Annotated in this window: 22 protein-coding genes; 20 read left to right on the top strand and 2 right to left on the bottom strand. The window is 33.1% G+C overall.

The features are described 5' to 3' along the window. Positions 1-403 precede the first annotated feature (403 nt). Positions 404-937: a PadR family transcriptional regulator gene (locus BLQ66_RS07025; protein WP_074521563.1), complete on the bottom strand. Its 534-nt coding sequence runs from the start codon at positions 935-937 to the stop codon at positions 404-406. A 145-nt stretch (positions 938-1,082) separates the two neighbouring features. Between BLQ66_RS07025 and BLQ66_RS07020 the strand changes: the two genes are divergently transcribed. The 15 genes from BLQ66_RS07020 (at position 1,083) to trpB (ending at position 17,970) form a co-directional block, all read left to right on the top strand. Further along, entirely contained in the window at positions 1,083-1,628 is a 546-nt protein-coding gene (locus BLQ66_RS07020; RefSeq protein WP_074521562.1) for a phenolic acid decarboxylase, read from the top strand. Between the two features lie 259 nt (positions 1,629-1,887). Continuing rightward, complete coding sequence (locus BLQ66_RS07015; RefSeq protein WP_074521561.1) at positions 1,888-2,718, top strand: tyrosine-type recombinase/integrase; 831 nt, start codon at positions 1,888-1,890, stop codon at positions 2,716-2,718. A gap of 306 nt (positions 2,719-3,024) precedes the next feature. After that, the gene (locus BLQ66_RS07010; protein ID WP_074521560.1) at positions 3,025-3,240 is read left to right on the top strand and encodes a hypothetical protein; all 216 of its coding nucleotides are present in this window, start codon (positions 3,025-3,027) and stop codon (positions 3,238-3,240) included. A gap of 7 nt (positions 3,241-3,247) precedes the next feature. Further along, a complete protein-coding gene (locus tag BLQ66_RS07005) occupies positions 3,248-3,439 on the top strand; it encodes a hypothetical protein (RefSeq protein ID WP_074521559.1) in 192 nt (63 codons plus the stop codon). An 81-nt stretch (positions 3,440-3,520) separates the two neighbouring features. Continuing rightward, complete coding sequence (lanM, locus tag BLQ66_RS07000; protein WP_074521558.1) at positions 3,521-6,556, top strand: type 2 lanthipeptide synthetase LanM; 3,036 nt, start codon at positions 3,521-3,523, stop codon at positions 6,554-6,556. A gap of 15 nt (positions 6,557-6,571) precedes the next feature. After that, entirely contained in the window at positions 6,572-7,294 is a 723-nt protein-coding gene (locus BLQ66_RS06995; protein ID WP_074521557.1) for a flavodoxin family protein, read from the top strand. Then, positions 7,295-8,257, top strand: coding sequence for a site-2 protease family protein (locus BLQ66_RS06990; RefSeq protein ID WP_074521556.1), 963 nt, complete (start codon positions 7,295-7,297; stop codon positions 8,255-8,257). After that, on the top strand, positions 8,254-10,494 hold the full coding sequence (locus BLQ66_RS06985; protein ID WP_074521555.1) for a peptidase domain-containing ABC transporter: 2,241 nt from the start codon (positions 8,254-8,256) through the stop codon (positions 10,492-10,494). The genes BLQ66_RS06990 and BLQ66_RS06985 overlap by 4 nt, the downstream gene beginning before the upstream one ends. After that, the gene (locus tag BLQ66_RS06980; RefSeq protein ID WP_074521554.1) at positions 10,491-12,062 is read left to right on the top strand and encodes a beta-barrel domain-containing protein; all 1,572 of its coding nucleotides are present in this window, start codon (positions 10,491-10,493) and stop codon (positions 12,060-12,062) included. The genes BLQ66_RS06985 and BLQ66_RS06980 overlap by 4 nt, the downstream gene beginning before the upstream one ends. Before the next feature lie 189 nt (positions 12,063-12,251). After that, positions 12,252-13,217 (top strand): D-2-hydroxyacid dehydrogenase, encoded by a 966-nt coding sequence (locus BLQ66_RS06975; protein ID WP_074521553.1) that lies wholly within the window; start codon positions 12,252-12,254, stop codon positions 13,215-13,217. Between the two features lies 1 nt (position 13,218). Next, positions 13,219-13,431, top strand: coding sequence for a hypothetical protein (locus BLQ66_RS06970; protein ID WP_074521552.1), 213 nt, complete (start codon positions 13,219-13,221; stop codon positions 13,429-13,431). A 21-nt stretch (positions 13,432-13,452) separates the two neighbouring features. Next, positions 13,453-14,763 carry a zinc ribbon domain-containing protein gene (locus BLQ66_RS06965; protein ID WP_074521551.1) on the top strand — a complete coding sequence of 437 codons (1,311 nt, stop codon included), beginning with the start codon at positions 13,453-13,455 and terminating at the stop codon, positions 14,761-14,763. 277 nt (positions 14,764-15,040) lie between these two features. Next, the gene (locus BLQ66_RS06960) at positions 15,041-15,538 is read left to right on the top strand and encodes a GNAT family N-acetyltransferase (protein ID WP_074521550.1); all 498 of its coding nucleotides are present in this window, start codon (positions 15,041-15,043) and stop codon (positions 15,536-15,538) included. 180 nt (positions 15,539-15,718) lie between these two features. Next, positions 15,719-16,513, top strand: coding sequence for a PIN domain-containing protein (locus tag BLQ66_RS06955; protein WP_074521549.1), 795 nt, complete (start codon positions 15,719-15,721; stop codon positions 16,511-16,513). Between the two features lie 230 nt (positions 16,514-16,743). After that, positions 16,744-17,970, top strand: a complete 1,227-nt coding sequence (gene trpB / locus BLQ66_RS06950) for a tryptophan synthase subunit beta (protein WP_180364706.1) — start codon at positions 16,744-16,746, stop codon at positions 17,968-17,970. Between the two features lie 205 nt (positions 17,971-18,175). Here trpB and BLQ66_RS06945 read toward each other — a convergent pair whose 3' ends face one another. Continuing rightward, on the bottom strand, positions 18,176-19,189 hold the full coding sequence (locus BLQ66_RS06945) for a sugar kinase (RefSeq protein ID WP_074521548.1): 1,014 nt from the start codon (positions 19,187-19,189) through the stop codon (positions 18,176-18,178). Between the two features lie 177 nt (positions 19,190-19,366). Between BLQ66_RS06945 and BLQ66_RS06940 the strand changes: the two genes are divergently transcribed. From BLQ66_RS06940 to BLQ66_RS06920, 5 genes are all read left to right on the top strand, one after another. Next, the gene (locus tag BLQ66_RS06940) at positions 19,367-20,086 is read left to right on the top strand and encodes a YkgJ family cysteine cluster protein (RefSeq protein ID WP_074521547.1); all 720 of its coding nucleotides are present in this window, start codon (positions 19,367-19,369) and stop codon (positions 20,084-20,086) included. 78 nt (positions 20,087-20,164) lie between these two features. Next, a complete protein-coding gene (locus BLQ66_RS06935; protein WP_074521546.1) occupies positions 20,165-20,998 on the top strand; it encodes a prolipoprotein diacylglyceryl transferase in 834 nt (277 codons plus the stop codon). Continuing rightward, complete coding sequence (locus BLQ66_RS06930; RefSeq protein ID WP_074521545.1) at positions 20,970-22,130, top strand: C39 family peptidase; 1,161 nt, start codon at positions 20,970-20,972, stop codon at positions 22,128-22,130. The genes BLQ66_RS06935 and BLQ66_RS06930 overlap by 29 nt, the downstream gene beginning before the upstream one ends. A gap of 9 nt (positions 22,131-22,139) precedes the next feature. Continuing rightward, positions 22,140-24,383: an ABC transporter ATP-binding protein gene (locus BLQ66_RS06925; RefSeq protein WP_074521544.1), complete on the top strand. Its 2,244-nt coding sequence runs from the start codon at positions 22,140-22,142 to the stop codon at positions 24,381-24,383. Next, positions 24,373-26,226, top strand: a complete 1,854-nt coding sequence (locus tag BLQ66_RS06920) for an ABC transporter ATP-binding protein (RefSeq protein ID WP_074521543.1) — start codon at positions 24,373-24,375, stop codon at positions 26,224-26,226. The genes BLQ66_RS06925 and BLQ66_RS06920 overlap by 11 nt, the downstream gene beginning before the upstream one ends. Positions 26,227-26,235: the final 9 nt, after the last annotated feature.

Here is a 26,235-nt window from a genome sequence, read left to right as displayed (position 1 = left end):
TCAGAAGGGGTTAAAGCCCCTTCTGACAGGTGGCACAAAGTGCCACTGCGTTCATGAGGAAGTAGCGAAGCGGATTCCGAATGTCCGCTTTACTTGTCGATGAAAATGTAACTCCATAATTAAAGTTCCTAGGAAAAAGTGTAATATCAAGGCAAAAGTTCCTAGGAAAAAGTGTAATATCAAGGCAAAAGTTCCTAGGAAAAAGTGTAATATCAAGGCAAAAGTTCCTAGGAAAAAGTGTAATATCAGAGCAAAAGTTCCTAGGAAAAAGTGTAAGATTAGAGCAAAAGTTCCTAGGAAAAAATGTAAATTAAAATAAGAAACACTGAAAAATACAGTAATAGGAGGCAAGTGACTATCATATTATTGGTGCAGCTTCATCTTAATCTAAGCTATTTCTAAATTATTTCATCATCTCTTCAAGCCAATTTACATATTCCCTTTCACGTCTAATAGCGTGATCTAGAATTAGATAATGACCGTAGTTATCATCCCTTTCTTTTTTAGTAGAAAAGAGCAATTCCTTTCTATCAAGTAGATGCTCTAGCTTTTGCTTTCTTTGTCTATATTGCTCCTGCAGCAAATCTTGAAGTCGTGGATCCTTGCGACTTTTTATAAAATATAATTTCAAAACAAACTCATCTTTATTTACACTTAGAATGTCAGAATAAGAATCAAGCCAAGAGTCTAGGCGTTCCTTTCCTTTTTTTGTAATTTCATAATAAGTCTTTTCAATTTTATTTCCATAAAAGCCAGTTGTGGACTTGATTTCACCATTTCCTTCAAGACGTTTGAGTTCTAGATATATTTGACTATGTTTAACAGACCAGAATTCTCCAATTTCGGTTTCAAAATCTTTTTTAAGGTCGTAACCTGTCTTTTTTTCTATATTTATTAACCCTAGAAGGATCATAGGAAGTAAATTTTTTTGTGCCATTGAAAATCTCCTTGTTGACATTTTTATAAATTAAGTATAACATAATCAACGAAATATAAACATGTTAATAATTACATGTTTATATTTATATAAAAACTTACCTTATCATTTTTATAACTGAATTGTAAGAAAGGAGAATATAAAGATGAAGAAAGAGTTTAAGGAATTATCAGATTTCATAGGTACACATTTTATTTATACTTACGATAACGGATGGGAATATGAGTGGTATTGTAAGAATGACCATACATGTTGCTATAGAATCCATGGTGGAATGGTTGCTGGTAGATGGGTTACAGATCAGGAAATTAACCTTTTCAAAATAGCTGACGGAATTTATAAGGTTACTTGGACTGAGCCTACAGGTACAGATGTTGCTCTTGATTTCATGCCTAACGAAGGTAAGATTAACGGCGTTATTTTCTTCCCTAAGTGGGTTAAAGAGCATCCAGAAATCACAGTTTGCTACCAGAATAAGCACATCGATAAAATGCATGAAGCTCGTGAGAAGTACGAGACATATCCAAAGTATGTAGTACCTGAATTTGCTACAATCACATACGTTGGAGATGCAGGCGTTGATAACGACGATGTTATTAATGAAACACCTTATGAAGGTATGACAGACGATATTCGTGCTGGTAAATTCTATGATGAGAATTACAAGCATGTCTCAAGAAAAGCAGAATAAGAAGCTTTAGTAAAGTAGAATAAGAAGTTCTTTGTAGACAAAAACAAAAACCATATATAATCCGAAACAACTTTCCCGCTAGCATAAACTATATGCTAGCGGGGTTTTTCTTTTTTGCCGGTTTTTCTAGTTTTATTATATTAAGTTATAAGCCAGCAACCATTTTTAATTTGAGTCCGTTCCAATGTTCATATTAGTAAAAAAATAATAAAATTAGAATTAAATTGTATTATAAAGATGTAGATTGGAGGTAGCTATAATGGATATTATTAACAAATGGAAAGAACTAGAACTGGATTATAAAAAGTATTTATATCTAAAAGAGTTAAGTGACATAACGATAAAGAAATATTGTAAAGATGTAGAACAATTTTATATTTGGCTTGGAGAGAACATAATCTCTAAGGAAAAAGTTTTGGAATATAAGAAATATTTAAAGAATAGATATAAAATTGTATCTGTAAATTCTAAAATCAATTCATTGAATAAGTATTTTGAATGGAAAGGTTTAGAAGAATATAAGGTAAAGAGTTTTAGAGTTCAGACAGCAACTAGCGTATCAAATATAATAACAAAAAATGACTACTTTAGATTGTTGGATTGTGCAAAAAAGAGTAAAAAATGGAAAATGTATTATATTATGAGAACTTTAGCTATGACAGGAATACGAATTGGAGAATTAAGATATATCACAGTAGAGTCAATTAATGATTGTCAAATTGAGATATACAATAAAGGAAAAGCGCGTGTAATATATATGGGAGAACATGTTAGAAAAATGTTGAAACAATATTGTATGGCAAATGGCATAACAAATGGATTTATATTTCGTGGTAGTAAAGACAGTGCTATATCACAAAAAACTGTTTGGAAGAACTTAAAGAATATATCTATTAAGGCAGGAGTTCTTCAAAGTAAAGTGTATCCACATTCTTTTAGGCATTTATTTGCTAAAGAGTATATGAAAGTATCATCAGATATATCAGAACTAGCAGATATACTTGGACATACAAGACTTGAGACAACTTGGAGATATACCAGGACATCTTATGATGAAAAAGTAAAGATGTTAGATAAGATGGAATTATGATTGGAAATATTAAAATAATATATCTACTTATGTCAATATAAAATTCAAAAAAATTCAAAAAAAAATGGAAAAATTAAGTGTATTTAAGATAAAATATAGCAAGTTAGATAAATAAATTGTAGATATATTATTTTAATATATCTACAGAGAATACGTTTAGAAATGTTTGTTGAAGAATATATTGTATAAATATATTTGAAAAAAGTAAATCTAAACGAAAATATCTCTATATAGGTAGTAAAAAATAGTAAATTAATTATTGTTTATTACTTCAAGAAAAAAATTAGAAAAGGGAGGAATTTAAAGATGTATTCAGCAAAATATGATTCAATTGAGAACGTGGGACCAACTTTTGAGGAACTTAGTTCTGAGGAAATGGGAATCATTGATGGAGGAGGAACGCCAGCAGTAGTTTCAAAGGCAACTATAGATGCTGCTATGTGGACTAATACGCCATGCTTGGTGTCTGCAACTGTTGTTAGTTGTACAATTACTGGAGCATATATTTTAAAAAGAAAGTAGGGTGTATATGTATAATAACGAAAAGAAATTTGAAAATATTGGACCAACATTTGAAGAGCTCACAGAAAATGAAATGATTAATACAGATGGGGCTGTTACACCTACAGTTTCTATTGTAGCGAGTGCTATTGGAAAGGGAATTGTATCTGGATTAGTATCAGGTTTTGTAAGTTGTACAATTATAATTACTTTTGATTAAAGAAAACTTTATTGTTTTTTGATGCAGCTTTCGTAAATAGAAAGCTGCATTTTATTAAATAAGAAAATGAAGAGGCAAGTTATGAATTTGAAAAAGTATAGGGAAAGTTTAATAAAGGTACTTTCTATTGAAGAAAAAGCGGAAGTATTAAAAAGTGTTGAGTCTAGTAATGATAATGTAGAAATATGGAAATCTATTAAAAGTAGAATTACAGAGAAAAAGTTTGAACATGAACTTATTGAACTTGGTTATTCATATAATGAGTTTAATAATATTATTCAGAATACTGAAAATTTGAGTGATAAGATAAAAGAAGATTTATATGAGCTTGTTGTAAAACAAAATTGGTTTGAGTTGTTAACAAAAATATGTAAATTTTATGAATCAATAGATGGTGATAAGATTATATACAAAAAAAGAAATAAAAGTATATCAGATTGTTTTAGATTATTAACAGAATGGTGCATAATTGAAATTGAAAAAAATGTTTCATTGAATTATATCATTATTGATAATAGTATATACAATAAAATAGAAGACATAATTTCAGCTGAATTAGTAAATGTGTCAGTAAAAACAATAGTATATGAATATAATGAGACTAAAAAAGATAGAAAAAAAGAAAGTGGAAGATATACAATAGATAATTTTGTAGAAGAAAAATTTAGTACTATAGAAAAGTTTTTGGATTTTTTCGTAGAATATCCTGTACTATTAAGAAGGATTATGCAAAAAGTAAAAAATTTAGTGTCTTATATTACGGAAGTATTAAATAATATAGATAGTGAATTTAAATGTATTAAAGAAAAATATATGATTAATTCGAATAAATTACTAGCAATGGAATTTGGACTTGGTGATAGTCACAATTTAGGCAGAACTACAGTTATCATAAATTTTGAAGGAGTAAAACTGGTATATAAGCCACATTCAGGAGAATTACAAAATGCTTATAATGAAGTTTTGATGTGGTTTAATGTACATACTAAAGTATTACCATTTTATATAACAAATGATATTTATAGAAAAGAATATACTATTTGCGAATTTGTGGAACCTGATATATGTAATGAGAAGAAAGAGATAGAGAGGTTTTATACTAGGATTGGACAACAGTTGGCAATTTTATATTTAATTGGTGCATCAGATATGCATTGTGAAAACATTATAGCTAAAGGTGAAAATCCAGTAATAATTGATCATGAGACATTGTTTAATAATATGAAATTTTTAAATGATGATAAAAATGCATTTGATGAGGTAGCAGAAATAATAATGGAGTCAGTGATTAATTCGGGAATATTATCGGTTGATATAAAAGGAATTGATTATGGAGCACTTGCACAGAGATCTGATGATGAAAAAATCAAATTTTGGGTTTGTACAAATAAAGATGATGAAAATATTTATTTTGAAAAATTAGATGTTCAACTTAAAAAGAATAATAATTTACCTTTGCTTAAGGGAAAAGAAATAGGGAAAGATGGCTATGAAAATAATATATTAAATGGGTTTAAGAGAGTAATGGAATGTGTTTGTAAAGAGAAAGAATCTTTTATAGATTTGTGCAAACAATTCAAGAAATGTGAAGTAAGGATTGTTTTACAAGCAACTCAAAACTATTCAGAATTGTTACAGTATGCAAGTCATCCTAAGTATATGTGTGATATGTTAAGTCTGGAAAAGCTTTTTGAAAACTTATGGATGCAACATGGAAAGCAAGGAAGACATTATAAATATGAACTAATGGATATGAATAATTGTGATATTCCGATATTTTATGCAATTGTTAATAATAATAGTTTGTTTACATCGAATAGGACAGAACTTGCTGATTATTTTAGTTGTTCAAGTTGGGAGTTATTTTTGAATAGGTTAAATAATTTAGAAAATAATTATAAACTTCAATATACATTGTTGCAAAAACAGTTAGGTGTTTTGTCTGAATATATTTTTGAACAAAATGATATTAGAAGTCAACGTCTATATTATAATTCTAATGAGAATTTTTCTTTAAAAGAGATGCTTGAATATATTAATGAAATGGTTAAAAGCAAAATAATAATAAAGAACAATACGGTGTCTTGGATTAATATAGAAGATTCAGATAAAAATTTTTATGCTTATACAAATTATTTAAATGGAACTGTAGCGTTTGCATATTACGTTTTACATTGTAAAAAAATAGGTATAGAAGTGGATGAAGTAATAGAGAATTATGCGAAAATTGTGTTATCGATGTGCATGAAAAAAGAAAAATACACACCTGTTGAATATAATACATATTATAATGGAGTAGTTGCAAATTTAGGCTTGGTTTGTGAATATTATGAACGAAATAGTGATATAAAGGTAAAAGAGGCAATTATTAGCATGTGTATGTTTATTGAAGCTATACATGAAAATGATAAAGAGTATTCCGTATTAGAAATGTCTTCACAAATAGAAACATTAGAAAAGGCTTTTTTACTAACTAGAGATTTTAGAATTCAAAGCTTATGTGAGAATATTGGAGAGAAAATAATTAAAAAATTACATAAGATAGGATTGGAAAATATTTCTAGTGAAAACTTTATTGGTATAGGAAATGTTATTAATTCTTTTAGAGCTTTGTCACATATATCATCTGAAAATATATTCAAACAGATATATGATGAATTAATTAATTATGTTCTAGATGATAAAAAGTGGAACGAAAATGGTTTTATAGATGGAAAAAATGTGTATACTTGTAAAGATGGAAGTTTACAACGTCTCGGAGAAATTATTATAGCTATCACAGAAAAAGATGATAAAAAATACAGATATAATGAAATAATAAAGAAACTTGTGTTAGAAAATAACATAAGTGAAAATGATACAGTGTGGAATGGTGAGACAGCAACATTAAAATATCTAATCAAATATTTAAATAAAATAAATGGGAAAGATATAGAGGTACAGAATAAAATTGAAAAAATTGTATATGACTTATACAAGGGCCTAAAAATAAATGGAGGATTTAGAGTATATGATAATAATTATTGGACAAGTGTAAATTACAAAGATGGTCTTTTAGGAGTTGCTAGTGCTTTATTAGATTATTATGAATTGAGCGCTAAAAACTTGAATATGTAAGGTGGGTTAAATTAAATGAATGAAATAGACGTATTAATTATTGTAGGAAGTAATAGAAGTATAAATGATTCAAATTCATATAAAATTTCACAAATAATAAAAAATTATATTGAAGAAAAAGGCTATAATTGTGAAATTGTGTCTTTAGCCGATTATGATATTAAATTCTGTAAAGGATGTATGAGATGTTTCATGACTGGTGAATGTTCAATTAATGATGATTTAATAATAATTAAAGATAAAATGAAAAAAGCTAGGCATATCATTTTTGCGTCTCCAGTTTATCTTCACGATGTGCCTGGAATAATGAAAAATTTTTTGGATAGGTTAGCATATTGGACACATGTTTTTGAATTGCTTGGAAAAACATCTTCTTCTGTAGCTGTGGCGTCTTCAAATGGGTTAAGCTATATTAGTAATTATCACAAGAAAGTGTTGGAATTATTTGGAACAATATATTTAGATGGTTTGGAAGTTACAGTTGATAAGCCTCCAATGTTGAATAAAATAGACAATTTAAATATAGTGTTAGATAATTATATAGAAAATATATTAAATGGTTTAAAAAATGATGTTGATTTAACTAAAATTGAAAATCAAATTGGAACATTTAATTTATATAAGAAAAGATATACTAGTACAGATGAAGATTACTTTGAAAGTTTATGCTGGAAAAATGACAATGCTTTAAAGAAAAACTCATTTTTGGATGCATACAGATATAGGAGAAAAATGTAAATGATTTTTTGTGTATTTATTTTTATGTGTTTTATATGTTCATTAGTAATTCATGAATTTGGTCATATTATAATAGGTAGATGTGTTGGCATGAAATGCTGTTGGTTAAGAATATTTCGTGTTGCTTTTATTTTTGATAAAAAAATAAAATTGATTTATAAAAAAGGAGTTGCAATTAATTCAGTGGGTGAATGTGGCTTTGCAAATATAAATATTGATATATCACCTATGGATATGATGTTGATGTTTCTTGGCGGTCCTTTTGTTAATCTGTTATTAGCATTGATAGGACTAATAGGTGTTGTGCAAACACATTATTTACCTTCGGATAAGTATTATGCAATAATATTATTAATAAATTTTTTATTGTTTATATCAAGCATTATTCCTATAAAATCAGATGATGGAGCAACTACAGATGGATATAATGTTAAGGAATTAATTTATTGTCTTGTGAAGAATAAATCAATTATATCATTAGTTACCGTTGTGAATTTAGCAGATTTTATGTATTTAGGAGATGCAGATTCGGCAAAGAGACAATTTTTAGAATATTATAATACGAATTTAGAAGAGGATGATTATTATAGTATGGTATTGAAGGAAACGCAGGCATATATATTTATGGGAGATGGTGAATTTGAGAAGGCTCAAAAAGAGTATTATAAAATTTTAAATACTAATCTTTATACTGAAAAAATGAAAAAACATATAGAAAAAGAAATGACATGGATTGACTTAATGACAGATAAAGAAAACATTGATAATGTAGAAGTAGGTAATGAATATACAGATATTAGGATTAAATATTTACTAAGTAAAAATGATATAGCTGCAAGAGAAAATTTAGAAAAAAAATTTAAAAAGCTTCTAGAAAAAGAAATATATGAAGGAACAAAAATTATAGAAAATCGTTTGTGGAGTAAGACAAAAAATAAAGTGGATGGTATGAGTTTAATATGAGGTATTATTGTGTAAAACAGTATGATTTTTCAGATTGTGGCGCAGCCTGTATTTCTACCATATGTAAGCAAAACAAGTATAAAATAGGGATAACAAAAATTCGAGAAGTAGCAGGAACTGATACATCGGGAACAAATATTTATGGTATGATAAAGGCTTTGGATAGTCTTGGATTTAGTGCTAAGGGTGTAAAAGGAAATAAAGAAGCGTTCTTTTCTGAGTTTCCACTTCCATGTATAGCACATGTTGTTGTAGATGGTAGCTTGCTTCATTATGTGGTTATTCATAAGATTACTAAAAAGCAGGTGATAATCGCAGATCCTGGGAGGGGAATTGTTAAGCTTACACCGGAAGAATTCTTTGGAGAGGTACATGAAGAAGGTAAACCACCAAAGTATCAGTGGTCTGGAGTGTTAATTCTATTAGTAAAGAAAGAAACATTTGAGAAAGGCGACGAGACAAAGGGTTTGTTTAGCCGCTTTTTTTATTTGCTAAAACCACAGAAAAAATTATTGGTGCATATATTTTTGGCATCACTTGTGTATACAATTCTAGGAATTATAGGTGCATTTTATTTTCAGGAATTGATTGATAGTGTTTTACCAGATGCATTAAGTAAAACATTAATGACATTGTCTATAGGTGTGATTTTACTGAATGTTTTTAAGGTGATATTAAACGCCTTTAGATCACATTTGCTTTTGTATTTAAGCCAAAAACTTGATATTGCTTTATTACTTGGATATTACAGGCATGTGTTGGAGTTACCAATGAATTTCTTTGGTACTCGAAAGGTTGGAGAGATTATTTCTCGCTTTAATGATGCAAGTAAGGTTAGAGATGCAATCTCAGGAGCAACTCTTACTATTATGATTGATACATTAATGGCAATAGCAGGAGCAATAATTCTATTTATACAGAATCCAAAGCTTTTTGCAATCGCAGTAATCATGGTTATATTATATTCAATAATTGTGGTTGGATTTAATAAATGGTATGAAAATCTTAATCGTAAGCAGATGGAAGATAATGCGCAGCTTACATCATATATGGTGGAGTCTTTAAATGGAGTGCAGACTGTAAAGGCATATAACGCAGAACCAAAGGTAAATCTTGAGACAGAAAAGAAATTCGTGAAGTTATTAAAAAGCATTTTTAATCTTTGTTTTGTAGAAAATTTACAAACATCCCTTAAGACCTTTGTGGAGCTTGTGGGAGGTATAGTTATCCTTTGGGTAGGCGGAGTAAGTGTAATAAAGGGAGAAATGACTATTGGTTCCCTAATTACCTTTAATGCTTTGCTTGCATATTTTCTAGATCCAGTAAAGAACCTGATTAATTTACAACCTCAGATGCAAACAGCAGTTGTAGCAGCTGATAGATTAGGAGAAATCTTGGATTTAGAAGCAGAGAAGACTGAGGTTGAAAATAAAAAGATGCATCCTGAAAGTATTGCAGGAGATATTGAGATAAAAAATCTTGACTTTAGATATGGTACAAGAAAGCTAGTGTTAGAAGATATTAATCTAACTATTAAAAAGGGTGAAAAAGTAGCATTTGTAGGAGAAAGTGGTTCAGGTAAGACAACTTTATCAAAACTTCTTTTATACATGTATAGTGCTGAAAAAGGAGAAATTCTAATAAATGGCAACAATATTAAAGACATTCAAATAGAAAAGTTAAGGGATAGAATTGCATATATTCCTCAAGAAACTTTTCTGTTTAGTGGGACTATCTTTGAAAACTTGACCTTAGGATTAGATTATGCAACACTAGATGACATTATAGAAGCAAGTAAGAAGGCTCAAGCTCATGAGTTTATTAATGAATTTCCATTAAGATATGAAACCATGTTGGATGAAAATGGTGCTAATCTATCAGGAGGACAAAGACAGCGCTTGGCTATTGCTAGAGCAATGCTTAAAAAGCCAGATATTTTAATATTAGATGAAGCTACAAGTAATCTTGATGCCATTACAGAACGTGCATTAGATAAGACAATTAATGAATTCTCTAAGGATATGACAGTTATATTTATAGCTCATCGATTAAGTACCATTAAGAATTGCGACAGAATATATGTTATGGAAAAGGGTAAGATTATTGAAAGTGGCAATCATAGAGAGCTTACTGAACTTGGCGGAAAATATGCCGAACTTGTAAGTCAGCAGAATCTTGATGTTGTTACAAAAGATACTGATGAATTAATGAAAAACAAGGGAGGTAAGTTAAATTGAAACCAATAATAGTAGACATGAAGGACTTAAGTGATAGTGTTGAAGTTTATGATTCAAAGCCTAATCCTTTTCTTGTATATACGATATATGCAATTCTATCAATTCTTATAATAGCAATTGTATGGGCTTGTTTTTTTAAAATTGATAATGTTGTGAAAAGTAGTGGAATTTTTAAAGGTGAGGATACTATTTATGATATAAGCAGTGCGGTTTCTGGTAAGATTGTAAGCGCAAATGTTAAAAATGGTGATCACGTAAATGAAGGTGATGTAATATGTGAAGTAAGTATTGAGTCTCTTTCAGATACAATAGTTAATTATCAAAATAGTTTACAGGATGCTCAGGAACGATTAGAAATTCTTGAGGCATATGAGAATTCCTTGGATTCTAATACAGCTATTGAAACTGAATATTCAGATAATAAGTATTATGAAGAATTTGTTAATAGAAGAGCATTATTACTTGAAAATATTTCAGCGAACAATAAAAGTACGTCATCACAAAGTGAGATTAGTAAGGGAAATATAGAATCTATTTCATCCGCTATAACACAGTATGAAGATAAGATTAATAAGCTTAATACTGCTAAGGCCTGTGTTACTAGTAGAAGTAATAGCTTTGATTCTTCAGAAAGTTATTATTATAGCTTAGTAAATAGTTATATTTCAAAATATGATTATACTAAATTACAATATGATAATACTATTTCAGAATTAAAGACACAGTTAGAAGAAATTGAGAAACAATTAGTAGAAATACAAAATGGAACTGCAAGTGAAAGCCTTGCTCAAGAAAAATCCACACTTGAAACTCAGAAAGAAAGCCTAAATAATAAGATATCATTATCACAAAATGAACAAAAACAGGCTCTTTCACAGTTAGAACAAACACAGATTTCTACTATTGAGCAATTGATTGAGAATTATAATGATAGCCTTACGACTTTAAAGTCTAATTTAGAAACAGCTAAGTTGGAAATGAATGGAATAGCTGATGATTCGTCTACAAGTACCATAGCAATTCTTACAGAAAAAGGAAAGATAGCATCTGAGAGATTAGAGCTTGAAGGAAAAATTGAGGAGTGTGAGAAATATTTAAAAAGCTATAATATTCAAAATGATAATTGTACTATAACAGCTCCTAGTTCAGGTTATTATTATGTGAGTCAAGATTTGCATGAAGGTGCATATTTACAAGAAGGAGTTAGTATAGGGAGTATTTATCCTGAAAGCGAATCAGGTTTTTATGCTGAACTTTACATCTCTAATTCAGATATAGGAAAGATAAAAGAAGGTCAAAATGTAAATTTTGAGATATCATCATTTCCATCTAGTGAATATGGTTATTTTACTGGGGAAATAGAAAATATCTCTAAGACAATAACAGTTGATGAAAATACAGGAGCTGCTTATTATATTGCAAAAGTAAGATGCGAGAATATGGTCATATCTAATAAAGATGGGGATGTGGCAAATCTTAAAAATGGAATGGCTTGTACCGGCAAGGTTATTATAGGTGAAAAAACTGTTATGAAATATTTACTTGAGAAGATTAATTTGTTGGATTAGCTATATAATCTAAAACAACTCTCCCGCTAGCATAAACTATATGCTAGCGGGTTTTTATATTTGCTGACAATCCTACACTCTTACATGCAAAATTTCCTACCAATTCTTAGTAATAATGCAAATCTTTAACTTTACCTGATAATTTCTATGTGCAATAATATTCATAAAAAATAAGGGGAGAATTTATCTATGAAAATTGCAGTAATTAACCCATCTTTTAATGAAACAACAAAATCGCAGATTGAAACTGAGGCGAAGAAACTAAACTTTAAGATAGATTTTTATAAGAATGAAGGGGAGGCTAGCGGCCACATCTCTGATGCGGATATAGTTTTTGGCTATATTCCAAGTATTGTGTCAGAATGCAAGCAAATGTCTTGGCTTGCGCTACCCTTTGCAGGGGTTGAAGTCTTTTTAAAGCCTAGAGTTTTAAGGGATGACGTGATTTTAACTAATTCTTCAGGTGCATATGGTCTTATTATTTCAGAACATATAGTTATGGTGCTTCTAATGCTTTTAAGAAAAGAAGCTGGCTTTGTAAAGGGCCAGCTTGAGCATGTTTGGGAGGCTCCAGTTTGGCAAAGGACTATTAAGAATAGCAGAATTGTAATTCTTGGTTGCGGTGACATTGGGGGCAATACTGCTAAGCGTTTAGTAGCTTTCGAGCCTAAGGAAATTGTGGGGGTTACAAGAAGCGGAAAGGTTAGAGATGCATTTTCCCATTACTTTAATAGTATTGAAAATGTATCTAATCTTGAAAATGTACTTAAGCCAGACGACATTGTAATTATGGCAATGCCTGCAACAAAGGAAACTAATAAGCTTATGGGCCGAAAGGAATTAGATAAAATTGGTGCTAATGGAATCGTAATTAATGTAGGCAGAGGTCAGGCTTTAGATCAAGAACTATTGGTTAATAAGCTTAACAGGGGTGAGCTCTACGGTGCGGCTCTAGATGTATTTTCACAAGAACCAATTAATAAGGACTCTAAGCTTTGGGATACTCACAATCTCTTAATAACACCTCATATTGCAGGAAAATTAACAAACGATTATACTATAGAGGTGTGCGTTAAAATTTTCCTTGAAAATCTTAAGCGTTTCGCTAAAGGGGAGAAGCTTACGCATGTTGTAGACAGAGTAAAGGAGTATTAAAATGTTTACTAGACCGGATGATACGTATAATAATATAAGAAAAAGATCTCTTGAGCAGTGGCTTTCAGAAATGGAAAAGCACGAAGATGTGGCAGTTAGAGGAGGAGTTAAGCTAACTAGGGAGTACCTCGCACATCTAGAAGAAGAGATAAGTAGACTTAAAGATGAGTGTAAACTAAAGGATGACTACCTTAAGAAAATGTCAAAAAGATAAAGTTAAATGAGGAATTAAGAAATGGGATTTTTAGCAGCATTATGCATATTTTTCGTTGGATACAGGCTTTATAAGAAATCAACGGAGGATAATAATGTAGATAATACGACTACATATAAAAGAACTAAGAAAAAGGAATATAAACCACCAGTTATAACTTGTGATTACTGTGGATCTAAGGTGGATACAGCTATTTATGACAGGTGTCCTAACTGTGGTGCGACTTATGATTTAGATTCAGAGTGGATTAATAGATTTGAAAATGCGCAAGAAAATGATGACTACGATTTTAGTCAGTATTCAAATACTAGTAATAATAGCGGTAGATCTAAGGCAAATTCTTTAAAAAAGAAGAAGTCTTTTAGTGCAAAGTTGGTTATTTTAATTATTGTTGTAGCTTTAGTTATATTTGTTGTAGTTCCGTTGTGGGTATATTTAAAGGATGGCTATAATTATTATAGTGACGACAAATATCGTACGGACGAAATGTTAAATGAATATTCTTATGAGGATTATCAGCTTGAAAGTTATTCAGTTGAAGGCGATGGTCAGATTTTAAACTATTTTGTAGATGGTGATAAGAATCAGAACGTAACAGTTACTTTAAAGAATATTTATAAGGATCATAGCAATTTCAAGGATGGATATAAGCTAGAGTTAGAAGTGGTTAATAATAGTGATACGAATGTAAAAATTATTCTATCTTCTCACACTTTTAATGATTTTACTGATTATAACGGTTATTTATATGCTAGTGATAATTATAAAAAGCACAGCACGGTTACAGTTTATGAAGATTTTTCTAATGTTGCAAAGAGTGAGATTAAGAATATTTATTTTGATAAGATTGAAGTTTTAACATTAGATAGTGATAGTATTTATGAATGTGACAATGTTGTTAAGTTGACAACAACTTCAACAATAGATATTACATATGATTTATCAAGATATCATATTATTTATTCTAATGACTACGTTGATATTTATAGTGCTTATGATTACGTTCAGGATACTAATAGTCATATTAATTATGATGAAGGTCTGAAATATTATATTGTAAATAAGACAGAAGATCTTACTTTCGATGTTGATACTGATGGATATTTGGGTCAGGGTAAGAGCTTGTATACCTATGGTATGTATGATACAGTATCGATTCCGGGGACAACCCTTTTGACTTCAGATGTTTATTCTTATGATGATTATTTTACTGATGTAAAGAATAAGGAATTGTATATTTCCTTTAATTTTAAATGTAGAGAAAATCCAATAGAAAGTTTCTCAACAGGGTATATTGACCTTAAGACAGAGTATTGGAGGTCGGAGGGATAGAATTTTTTTAAGACACGCTTGCGCTTGACTAGCCCTCTTAGCAGTACTAAGAAAAGCCCCTCTTTTTAAGAGGGGCTTTTCAAGTGCTGAAGGGGCTAGAACAGTCTTAAAAAAACTATCCCTCCTCCTAGGCGAGTGTAGAATTGCAGGGAGTGGGAACTGCCGGGAAGGTGGAGTACGGCAAAGGCGCTTCGCTGTTTGCCTACCGGGAGGTGAAATTGGCCGGCCGGCAAAGGCGCCTTCGGCTGTTTGCCTAGTATATTTTTTGGGAGGATATATGAAAGAATTTGATTTTAGAACGATTAGACTTGATGAGATTGAGCAGGCTGTGGAGATTGAGCAAATTTGTTTTCCTCCAAACGAGGCTTGCACAAAAGAGGCTATGACAAGAAGGATTAATAAAGATAAGGATGATTTCTTTGTGGCAGTTGATAAGGAGACTGGCCTTATTGCTGGCTTTATTAATGGTTTGGCAACAAAGGAAATTAGCTTTAGAGATGAATTTTTCACACAGGAAGAATTGTATGACGAGAAGGGTGATAACATCATGATTCTTGGTTTGGATGTACTTCCTGAGTATAGAATGCAGGGACTTGCCCGAAACCTCGTTTCTAAATATGGTGAATTACAGCTAAAAAGAGGCAGAAAGTATCTTACTTTAACTTGCCTTGATTCTCGTGTTCCTATGTATAAGAAGTTTGGCTTTGAGGATTTAGGACAGGCCAATTCCACATGGGGAGGAGAGGCTTGGCATGAGATGAGGAAGAATTTGTAAGGTTTTCTCATGTAAAGAGGACATTCGGAATCCGCTTCGCTACTGCCTCATGAACGCAGTGGCACTTTGTGCCACCTGTCAGATGGTGATTTAGCTCCGTTTGAGATACATTTTTAATAGTAATAATTAATTATCAGTGATATAATTAAAATGTTTTAGTGGCTTCGTAAAGGAGGTCAAATGAATAAGGCATTCTTTATAGACACGGAAAATGTAGGCGATTCTTGGGTTTGCTTGATGGATGAAAACGTGGATAGCAAATTCTATGTTTTCTACACAGGCCATTCCCCAAGACTTGAGTATGAGACAGTGAAATATTTGCTGAAACATCCTGATAAAGCTAACTTTATTAGTTGTCATGAAGGCAACAATGGTCTAGATTTTCAGCTGGTGACATACTTAGGCTATCAACTTCATGAGGATTCTAGCCAAGAGATGATTATTGTTTCAAATGATACAGGGTTTGATGCAGTGGTTAGTTTCTGGGAAGAGAAACACATGAAAGTTAAGCGAATGAATCGTCCGGTGCATTTAGATAACAAAAAAAATTCGGATTTAACAGATAATCTTAATCCAGAATCCGTTTTAAAACCTGTATCGGATAAGGATGAGATCAATACAATAATTAATTGTATTGGAAAAGATAATAAGCAACAATTAAATACGGTATTTACTTGCTTATATGGTAAAGATAAGGGTAGAGATATTTATGAGTTTAAAAAGTCGATAGGCTTTTTTGCGCCTGAAGTTTACTGGACCATACAAGAAAAATTTGAAAAGCTTGTTGATATTATTTTTAAGCATAAATTAGAAATTGAGGATGGTAGTAAATCAGAATTAATAGCCTTTCTAAGGGAAAATCTTAAAGATGATAAACAGCAGTTTTACAAGAATCTTGTTTCTAAGTACGGGAATGAAGGTGCAGATATCTATAATACCCTAAAGCCATTTTATCAAATTTTATACTTTTTATGATGGATTTATAAATTAATTAAAAGTCGCTAAAACACTAAGCTCACATGGTTTTCATGTGAGCTTTTTTATATATAGGTCCAAAATAAAAAATTAAATTTCACGTTGTTTTTATTACTTTAAAGTGATAAAATTCTATAGTATAGTGACTCTAAGGATTAAAAGATGTAGTAAATGTAAGTAAAAGCTTAGGGTTTCGTGACAAGAGCACTTGCCACAGAATGGAGGAAGAAATGAATTATAAAGACGTGAATTTTGACACATATTTTAAAAATTATCCTGACGAAAAGGGATATTTTGGACCATATGGTGGTTCTTATATTCCTGACGAGCTTCAGGCAGCTATGAATGAGATTACAGAGAGCTATTTTACAATCTGTAAGTCAAGAAAGTTTATTAACGAATTACGCCGCATCCGTAAGGAATTCCAGGGCAGACCTACACCAATTTCTCATCTTGAGAGATTATCAAGCAAGCTAGGAAATGTGCAGCTCTACGCTAAGAGAGAAGACTTAAATCACACAGGCGCACATAAGCTCAATCACTGTATGGGTGAGGCATTACTTGCAAAATACATGGGAAAATCTAAGATTATCGCAGAAACAGGCGCAGGCCAGCATGGTGTTGCTCTTGCCACAGCTGCAGCATACTTTGGCTTAAAATGTGACATTTACATGGGCGCAGTAGACATCAAGAAGCAGGCACCTAATGTAGCTAGAATGAAGATTCTTGGTGCAAATGTTATCTCAGTAACAGATGGCTTGCAGACTCTTAAAGAGGCGGTTGATGCTGCATTTACAGCCTATGCAAAGGAATATAAGGATGCAATTTATTGTATCGGTTCTTGCGTTGGCCCACATCCATTCCCAATGATGGTTCGTGATTTCCAGAGCGTTGTTGGTATTGAGGCAAGAGAGCAGTTTGTCGAAATGACAGGTGAGCTTCCAGATGCAGTAGTTGCCTGCGTTGGTGGTGGTTCTAACTCAATGGGTATGTTCTCAGGATTTTTAAATTATCCTGTTGATATTTATGGTGTTGAGCCACTTGGACGCGGTCCAAAGCTTGGGGATCATGCAGCTAGCTTAACTTATGGAACAGAGGGCATTATGCATGGCTTTAATTCTATTATGCTTAAGGATGAAAATGGAGATCCTGCTCCAGTTTATTCAATTGCCAGCGGACTTGATTATCCATCTTCAGGCCCTGAGCACGCTTTCCTTCGTGACCTTGGCCGTGTTAAGTATGATGTAGTGGATGATGAAGAGACAATTGATGCCTTCTATACACTTTCTAGACTTGAAGGTATTATTCCTGCTATTGAGAGCTCACATGCAGTAGCTTATGCAATTAAGCTTGCTAAGAAGATGGGCAAGGGCTCAATTCTTATTAACCTTTCAGGTCGTGGTGATAAGGATATGGATTACATTATTGAAAAGTACGGAATTCGTGATGTAGAGTAGGAAAACCTTAGAATCCTAGGACTTAGAGCTTATGAACAAGCCAGTTATAAGATATTAGACACAATAATTTAATCACGATTTAATAAAAATCAAGCCCCTTAAGAATTAGTCTTAAGGGGCTTTTTTCATAATTTTTCCAGTAAACAGGCCTTTCGTGCTTGCTTTATAATTTAATATGTCAGCTTAACTAACACATCTCTTTTATTTATCTTGAAACTTCGTTTCCAGCCTTTGAAAATGCTAACTTATTAACTTCTTCAGCTGTTACTAAGTTGAAGTCACCAGATACTGTATGCTTTAAGCAGCTTGCTGCATTAGCAAATTCAACTGCCTTCTGTGTATCATAGTCATTGATGAAACTATAGATAATACCAGCACAATAAGCATCGCCAGCACCGATGTAGTCAAGGATGTTCATGAAATATTCCTTGCTGTAATAAGCCTTTCCATCTCTGTAAATCATAGACTGAAGCTTGAAAGTTGTAATTGTTCTTTCTTCTCTCCAAACAGAAGCTACACACTTAAAGTTAGGGAACATCTTTGTAAGTTCGCCAGCAATATAAGCGTTCTTTTCAACATTTTCAGCCTTGCTTGGATCCATAGAGAAGATGCCGATTGCATCGTCCTCGTTAGCAATACAAACATCAACATACTTACAAATCTCTGTCATAACTTCACAAGCCTTCTCACTAGACCAAAGCTTGCTTCTGTAGTTTAAGTCACAGCTAATTGTAAGACCAAGTTCCTTTGCCTTCTTACAAGCAATAAGAGTAATCTTAGCCATTTCATCTGAAATAGCAGGTGTAATTCCTGAGAAGTGGAACCATGTTGCGCCTTCAAAAATCTTGTCCCAATCAAAATCTTCTTCCTTAGCAAGGGCAAATGCTGAACCAGCTCTGTTGTAAATTACATTAGTTGGTCTCTGTGATGTCTTCTTTTCTAGAAAATAGATACCAATCTGATCGCCACCACGAACAATGCTATCAATACCAACGCCATACTGACGAAGAGAATTTACAGCGCTTTGTCCAATTGGATGACAAGGTAACTTTGTGACGTAGTCAACATCTACGCCAAAATTTGATAATGAAACAGCTGTGTTGGCCTCTCCACCACCATAAACTGCTTCATAAGAGTGAGCCTGTGTAAATCGCTCATTGTTTTCCGGTGAAAGTCTCATCATAAGCTCACCGAATGTGATAATTTTTTCCTTCTGCATTTTATTTTAATCTCCTTAACTGCCTAATAAATTTTTTATTAAACACAGTTACACATTGTAGCACACCAAAGTCAATAATGCTATAATGAAAAATGAGAGTTTTTCGCTTGAATAGTGGATTTCTTCGACAAAAAAATAACAAAATAATAACAAAATAAGTTATAATTAGGAGAGAGAATGATTAGAGAAGTTTCATTAGATGAGATATCTGATGGTAAGTTATATACAGATAATGATTTAGTTAAGGCAGAGACTAGTGGTTGTAGTGGTTGCACTGCAATGTGTTGTAAGGATATGGATAATAATATCGTTCTTGATCCTCGTGACATTTTCGAAATAATAAGGGCTAGTAAGGAGGCAGAAGAACAGGAGGCGGGTGAAAGCCTTAAATTTAGCGACTTTGACTCCCTTTTAGCTAGCGAATATATCCAACTTAATCTCGTTGATGGGATTATTTTACCCAATATTAATATGAAAAATGAATCTAGAGCCTGTAGTTTTTTAAATGATAGTGACAGATGCACTATTCACAGTTACAGACCAGGTATTTGCAGAATGTTTCCCCTTGGACGTTATTGGGAAAGTTCTGATAAATTTTATTACATTTTACAAAAGAATCAGTGCTATAAGGATGGCTTAGCTAAGGTTAAGGTTAAGAATTGGCTTGGAATTGAGGATTTAGAGGAGTATTCAAGCTTTTCTTCAAATTGGCATAAGTATTTATGTGATGTTAGAGCTGAAATGGCCAATTTATCAGAGGAGAATAGACAGATTTTTAATCTTTATAATCTAAAGACGTTTTATAAGACGTCCTATAGAGCTAAGAATTTAACAGGATTTTACAGGGAATTTTCCATGCGTTTGAGAAAGGTTAGAAAAGAATTAAACCTTGATTAAATAAATATAAAGTTATATCAAAATAGATTTTTTTGTAATAAAATCTATAAATGCAAAACAATAAAAAGGGAGAGATGTATGAAGACAGATTTGTTTACAATCGGCAATTTTACTGTGCATGGTTACGGCTTTATGATTGCCTTGGGCTTTATTTTTGCGATGCTTCTAGCAGAATTTAGGGCTAAGTTATACAAGTTAAAAGATGAGGCAATAATTGATATTGCGATTATCGCAGGTATTTCCGGCTTTGCCGGCGCTAAGATCCTCTATATCATAGTGGAATTTGATGCATTTTTAAAAGACCCAATGGCAGTACTTGGTTCTTCAGGCTTTGTGGTTTATGGAGGAATCATATTTGGTGTCTTATTTAACTTCTTGTATTGCAAGATTAAGAAGCTTAATTTCATGGAGTATTTCGATTTAGTAATGCCAGAAATCGCCTTAGCACAGGGCTTTGGTAGAATCGGATGCTATCTTGCTGGTTGCTGTTATGGAGCTATTACAACTAGCAGATTTGGTGTTGTATTTCCGGAGAGCAGTTTATTTGCACCAGCAGGTGTACGCCTTATCCCAACTCAGTTAATGAGTTCTGTTGGGGACTTTTTAAACATGGCACTATTAATATTTATCTCTCGTAAGTGGGGCTATACAGCTTGGAAGAATATCCACGGTGGAGACTCATCAAGAAAGCACTTGCTTCCTGGTGATGTGGGATTTATTTACTTATTAACTTACGGCGTAGGTAGATTTATAATAGAAATTTTTAGAGGTGATGTCAGAGGTAGTGTGGGACCTTTATCAACATCACAGTTTATCTCTATAATTATGGTAGTTATTGGTATTGTGTTACTTATATTAAATCATAAGCTATTTAGGAGATTCTATGAAAAAGAGGGGCAGAAGATTTCTTAAAAAATTAAGTAAGCTTCAATTGAAACATTTGCTAATTGTTGCAGTTCCTGTACTTATTGTTTTGGCTGTTATCCTTTCATCTGCCATTAAAAGCAATAAAGTAAAAAACTCTGTAAAGGTTACTTTATCCGACATGCCAAGCGTTGCAGCGGATGAAGAAAGCCTAAGAGAAACTGAAGGGGTGCAAGAAGAAAGCACAGAATTAGACACGGCTGAGAGTACTCAGATGGAGGTCATAATTCAAACTACTGATAGCGCGGCTCTAGAATCTGGCAGTGCTGTTAGTGATAAAGAGGGGTCAATTGCCTATGCTCTAGTCTATTGTTGGATTAGAAGCGGCAATAATGACAGAGCTAGTAAGGTTGGAGAGCTTTACTACGGAGATGAAGTTGTTGTAGTTGAAATCGGGGAGAATTACACCAAAGTAGCCACAGATACAGATGAGGGCTATGTTAAGAATTCTTACATTTCTGCAACGAAGCCTATTTGGGTGGGTAATTTATACAATTACCACAAGATAAATATGAGCGTCCTTGCAACTGCAGCATCAAGGTACGAATTAGATAATTTTACATGTTTTTCCCAGTTACCGGATATGCCATCAGGCTGTGAGATAACTTCACTTGCCATGGTGCTTAACTATCTAGGGGTGGATTGCGATAAGGAGATTCTTGCAAACTACCTAGATACTGGCGAGAAAGGGGATAACTATTTTACAAAATTTATAGGAAATGTTTTTACAGACTCTAGTTACGGTTGTTACGCAGAGGCTTTGTGTAATTGCGCCCAAAATTACCTAAAGGCTAGAGGGGTGAATAGTTTAGTAATTGGTAACATTTCTGGAACAGATGTTGACTCTTTACTTGGTCTTGTTGCCGCAGGTCATCCAGTAATTGTCTGGGCTACCGAAGACATGAAGTCAGTGGGAGATAACAATATTTTATGGACATATGAGGGAAAGCCCATGGGCTATTTAAGAGGAGAACATTGCTTAGTATTAATTGGTTTTGACAAGGAAAATGACAAAGTCATTATGGCAGATCCAATGAAGGGGTGTGCAACAGAATATTCCCTTACAGCATTTAGATTAAGATACAAAGCACAGTTTTCTCAAGCAGTATTAATTTATTAAGGAGGACCAATGAAGAGAATTCTAAAGGCAATTGCGCCTTATTGGAAGACAGTAATCCTTATTGTAGCACTACTTGGTCTACAGGCTTACTGTGATTTAGGTTTGCCTCAGTACACATCAAACATTATTGATGTGGGAATTATCAATGGTGGAGTAGACCATGTACTTCCTGAGGAGATAACATCAAGCGATTACGAATTTGCCAAATTTTTCATGAATGAAGAAGAATTAAAGATTTGGGAAAATAGTTACGATTACGATGAGGAATCATCAAATTATCTTTTAAATGTTAAGAGTGAAGAAAAACTCTCAGAATATGACGAGGACATGGCATTTGTAATAATGATAGTAAATGCCGTTAGTCAGGAGATGGAGTCAAGCGCTAATGCAGCCGATACAACAGCGGTTGATGCAAATGTATATCAGACAGCTGATGCAAGCACATACCCTATGGATGCAAATCAAGGCGCTGATGCAAGCGCTTATGCTGCAACTGGTGTAACTGATTACTCAGCTATGGTTAGTCAGATTAGAGAAGAGTTTCAAAAAACCTATGACACAATGGGGGAGAGCCTAATTAAGACTACTGCAATTACTTATGCTAAGGCTGAGATGGAAAAGGCAGGAATGGATATGGATGCATATCAGACACACTACCTTATAATTGCAGGTCTTAAGATGCTTTTAATGGCACTTGTTATTGCAGTTGCAACAATCTTAGTTGGCTACTTTGCATCTAGAGTTGCCGCTGGTATTGGTAGAGATTTAAGAGGACAGTTATATACAACGGTTATGAGTTTCTCTAATGCAGAAATGGATCAGTTCTCAACAGCTTCTCTTATTACAAGAACAACTAACGACGTTCAGCAAATCCAGTTCGTGGCAGTACTTATGCTTCGAATGATTTTATATGCACCAATCTTAGGTATTGGTGGTGTTATTAGAGTTGTTAATACAAAGGCCGGAATGGGTTGGGTTATCGTTCTTGCGGTTGTTGTAATTCTAGGCTTTGTAGGACTTTTAATGGCTATTGCATTACCAAAGTTTAAGGCAATGCAGAAGTTAGTGGATAGAGTTAACCTCGTATCGAGAGAAATTTTAACAGGTATTCCAGTTATTAGAGCTTTTGGTAGAGAAAAGCATGAAGAGGAAAGATTCGATGTTGCCAATATAGACCTTACAAAGACAACACTTTTCACTAATAGAACCATGACTTTCATGATGCCAATAATGACAGTTTTAATGAACGGTCTTTCAGTACTTATTGTTTGGGTTTCAGCTAAGAGAATCGACATGGGCGTTATGCAGGTTGGTACAATGACAGCCTTTTTAACATATGCAATTCAGATTGTAATGTCTTTCCTTATGCTTACAGGCCTTTCAATTATGTTACCTCGTTCAATTGTAGCAGCTGAAAGAATTGATGAAGTTTTAGTAACTAAGCCAAGCATCAAGGATGCAAAGGAAACTAAGGAAGTAAGTGATGTTAAGGGTGTTATTGAGTTTGATCATGTAGACTTTATGTACCCTAATGCTAAAGCAAATGTGCTTACAGACATTACATTTACAGCAAAACCAGGAGAAACTACAGCTATTATTGGTAGTACAGGTTGTGGTAAATCTACCTTGGTTAACCTTATTCCTAGACTCTACGATGTTACAAAGGGAAAGATTAGCCTTGATGGCGTAGATATTAGAGATATAAAGCTCCATGATTTAAGAGATGCCTTAGGCGTTGTGCCACAAAAGGGCGTTCTTTTCTCAGGAGATATTGAGTCAAATATTAAGTTTGGTAGAGATGAGGCAAGTCGTGAGGAGGTTGTAAAGGCAGCCGAAATTGCACAGGCTACTGAATTTATTGATAAGAAGTCAGATACTTATAGCAGCCCTATAGCTCAAGGTGGTAGTAACGTTTCAGGTGGTCAGAAGCAGAGATTGTCTATTGCGAGAGCTATTGCAAAGCAGCCTAAGGTATACATTTTTGATGATAGCTTCTCAGCCCTCGACTTAAAGACAGACGCTAAGCTTAGAGCTGAACTTGCTAAAAATGTATCTGATGCAACAGTAATTATCGTTGCCCAGAGAATTAGCACTATCCTTCATGCAGACCAGATCTTAGTTATGGAAGATGGTGAAATTGTAGGTAAGGGTACACATAAGGAATTATTGGAAAATTGTGAGACCTACAGACAGATTGCAAGTTCACAGTTGTCAAAGGAAGAACTCTACGGAGGTGATAATAATGGCAGATAATACAAACAATCGACCAAGAAGAGGCCCAGCTAGAGGAATGATGCCAGTAGAAAAAGCCAAGGATTTTAAAGGCTCTATTGGAAAACTACTTGCCTACATTGGCCGTTATAAAATAGCCATTGTTATTGTAATGATAATGGCAGCTATATCTACTGTATTTTCAGTAGTGGGACCTAAGGTTTTAGGTAGGGCAACAACAACACTTTCAGAAGGTTTATTAAGCAAGATTGCAGGAACAGGCGGAATTGATTTTACAAAGATTGGAAAAATCTTAATATTTGTTTTATTACTATATTTATTTAGTGCTTTATTCAGTTTAATTCAGGGCTGGATTATGACAGGCATTACTCAGAAGGTAAGTTATCAGCTTCGTAAGGAAATCTCATTAAAGATTAATAGATTACCTATGAAGTACTTTGAAACAAGAACTTACGGTGAGATTTTATCAAGAATAACTAATGATGTTGATACCTTAAGTCAGGGCTTGAATCAGAGCATCACACAGATTATTACATCAGTTGCCACAATGATTGGTGTACTTGTTATGATGCTTAGCATTTCCCCATTAATGACTCTTATTGCATTAGTTATTTTACCAGTATCTATGGGACTTATTTCTTTTGTAATTAAGAGATCTCAGAAATTCTTTAAAGTTCAGCAGGAATACTTAGGCCACATCAATGGTACAATCGAGGAAACTTATGGTGGTCATTTAGTTGTTAAGGCATTTAATAAGGAGAAGGATTTCGTAGATGATTTTAATAAGACTAATGATGTCTTATACAGTTCAGCTTGGAAGTCACAGTTCTTCTCAGGTATGATGATGCCTATCATGCAGTTTGTTGGTAACTTAGGTTATGTAGGCGTTGCCTTAACAGGTGGTTTACTTGCAATTAAAGGCACAATAACAATTGGTGATATTCAGGCCTTTATTCAGTACGTAAAGAACTTCACACAGCCTATTCAGCAAATGGCACAGGTAATCAATCAGGTTCAGTCCATGGCTGCAGCTTCTGAAAGAGTATTCGAATTCCTCGATGAGGAAGAGGAAGACCAGGAAGTTGAAAATCCAGTATCTACTGAAGGTATCGAAGGTCATGTTGAATTTGAACATATTAAATTTGGATATAATAAAGAGCAGACAATTATTAAAGACTTTAGTGCTAGTGTAAAGCCAGGTCAGAAGGTAGCTATTGTAGGTCCAACTGGTGCTGGTAAGACAACTATGGTTAAGCTCCTTATGAGATTCTATGATGTAGATGAAGGTGCGATTTTAGTTGATGGACACAACATTAAAGACTTTAATAGACGTGATTTAAGAGATGCATTTGGCATGGTATTACAGGATACATGGGCTTATAAGGCTAGTATTATGGAAAATATTAGATACGGCCGTCTAGAAGCTACAGATGAAGAAGTTATTGCAGCCGCTAAGGCCGCCCATGCTCATCACTTTATTGAAACATTGCCAGGAGGTTACGACTTTGAGCTTAATGAAGATGCAAGTAATGTATCTCAGGGTCAGAAGCAGCTTCTTACAATTGCAAGAGCAATTCTTGCCGACAATCCTATTCTTATCTTAGATGAGGCAACTTCATCAGTAGATACAAGAACTGAGATAAGAATTCAGAAGGCTATGGATAATTTAATGCGCGGAAGAACAAGCTTTGTAATCGCTCATAGATTATCAACAATCAAAGATGCCGACATCATTCTCGTTATGAAAGATGGCGATATCGTTGAACAAGGTAACCACGATGAGTTAATAGCAAAGAACGGCTTCTATGCTGACCTTTATAACTCTCAGTTCGAGAGTAGCGAAGCGGATTCCGAATGTCCTTAAGTTAAGGCG

Source organism: Lachnospira pectinoschiza, from assembly GCF_900103815.1.
In the GTDB taxonomy this organism is placed as follows: domain Bacteria; phylum Bacillota; class Clostridia; order Lachnospirales; family Lachnospiraceae; genus Lachnospira; species Lachnospira pectinoschiza_B.
This window is presented reverse-complemented; position numbering and strand designations above follow the sequence as displayed.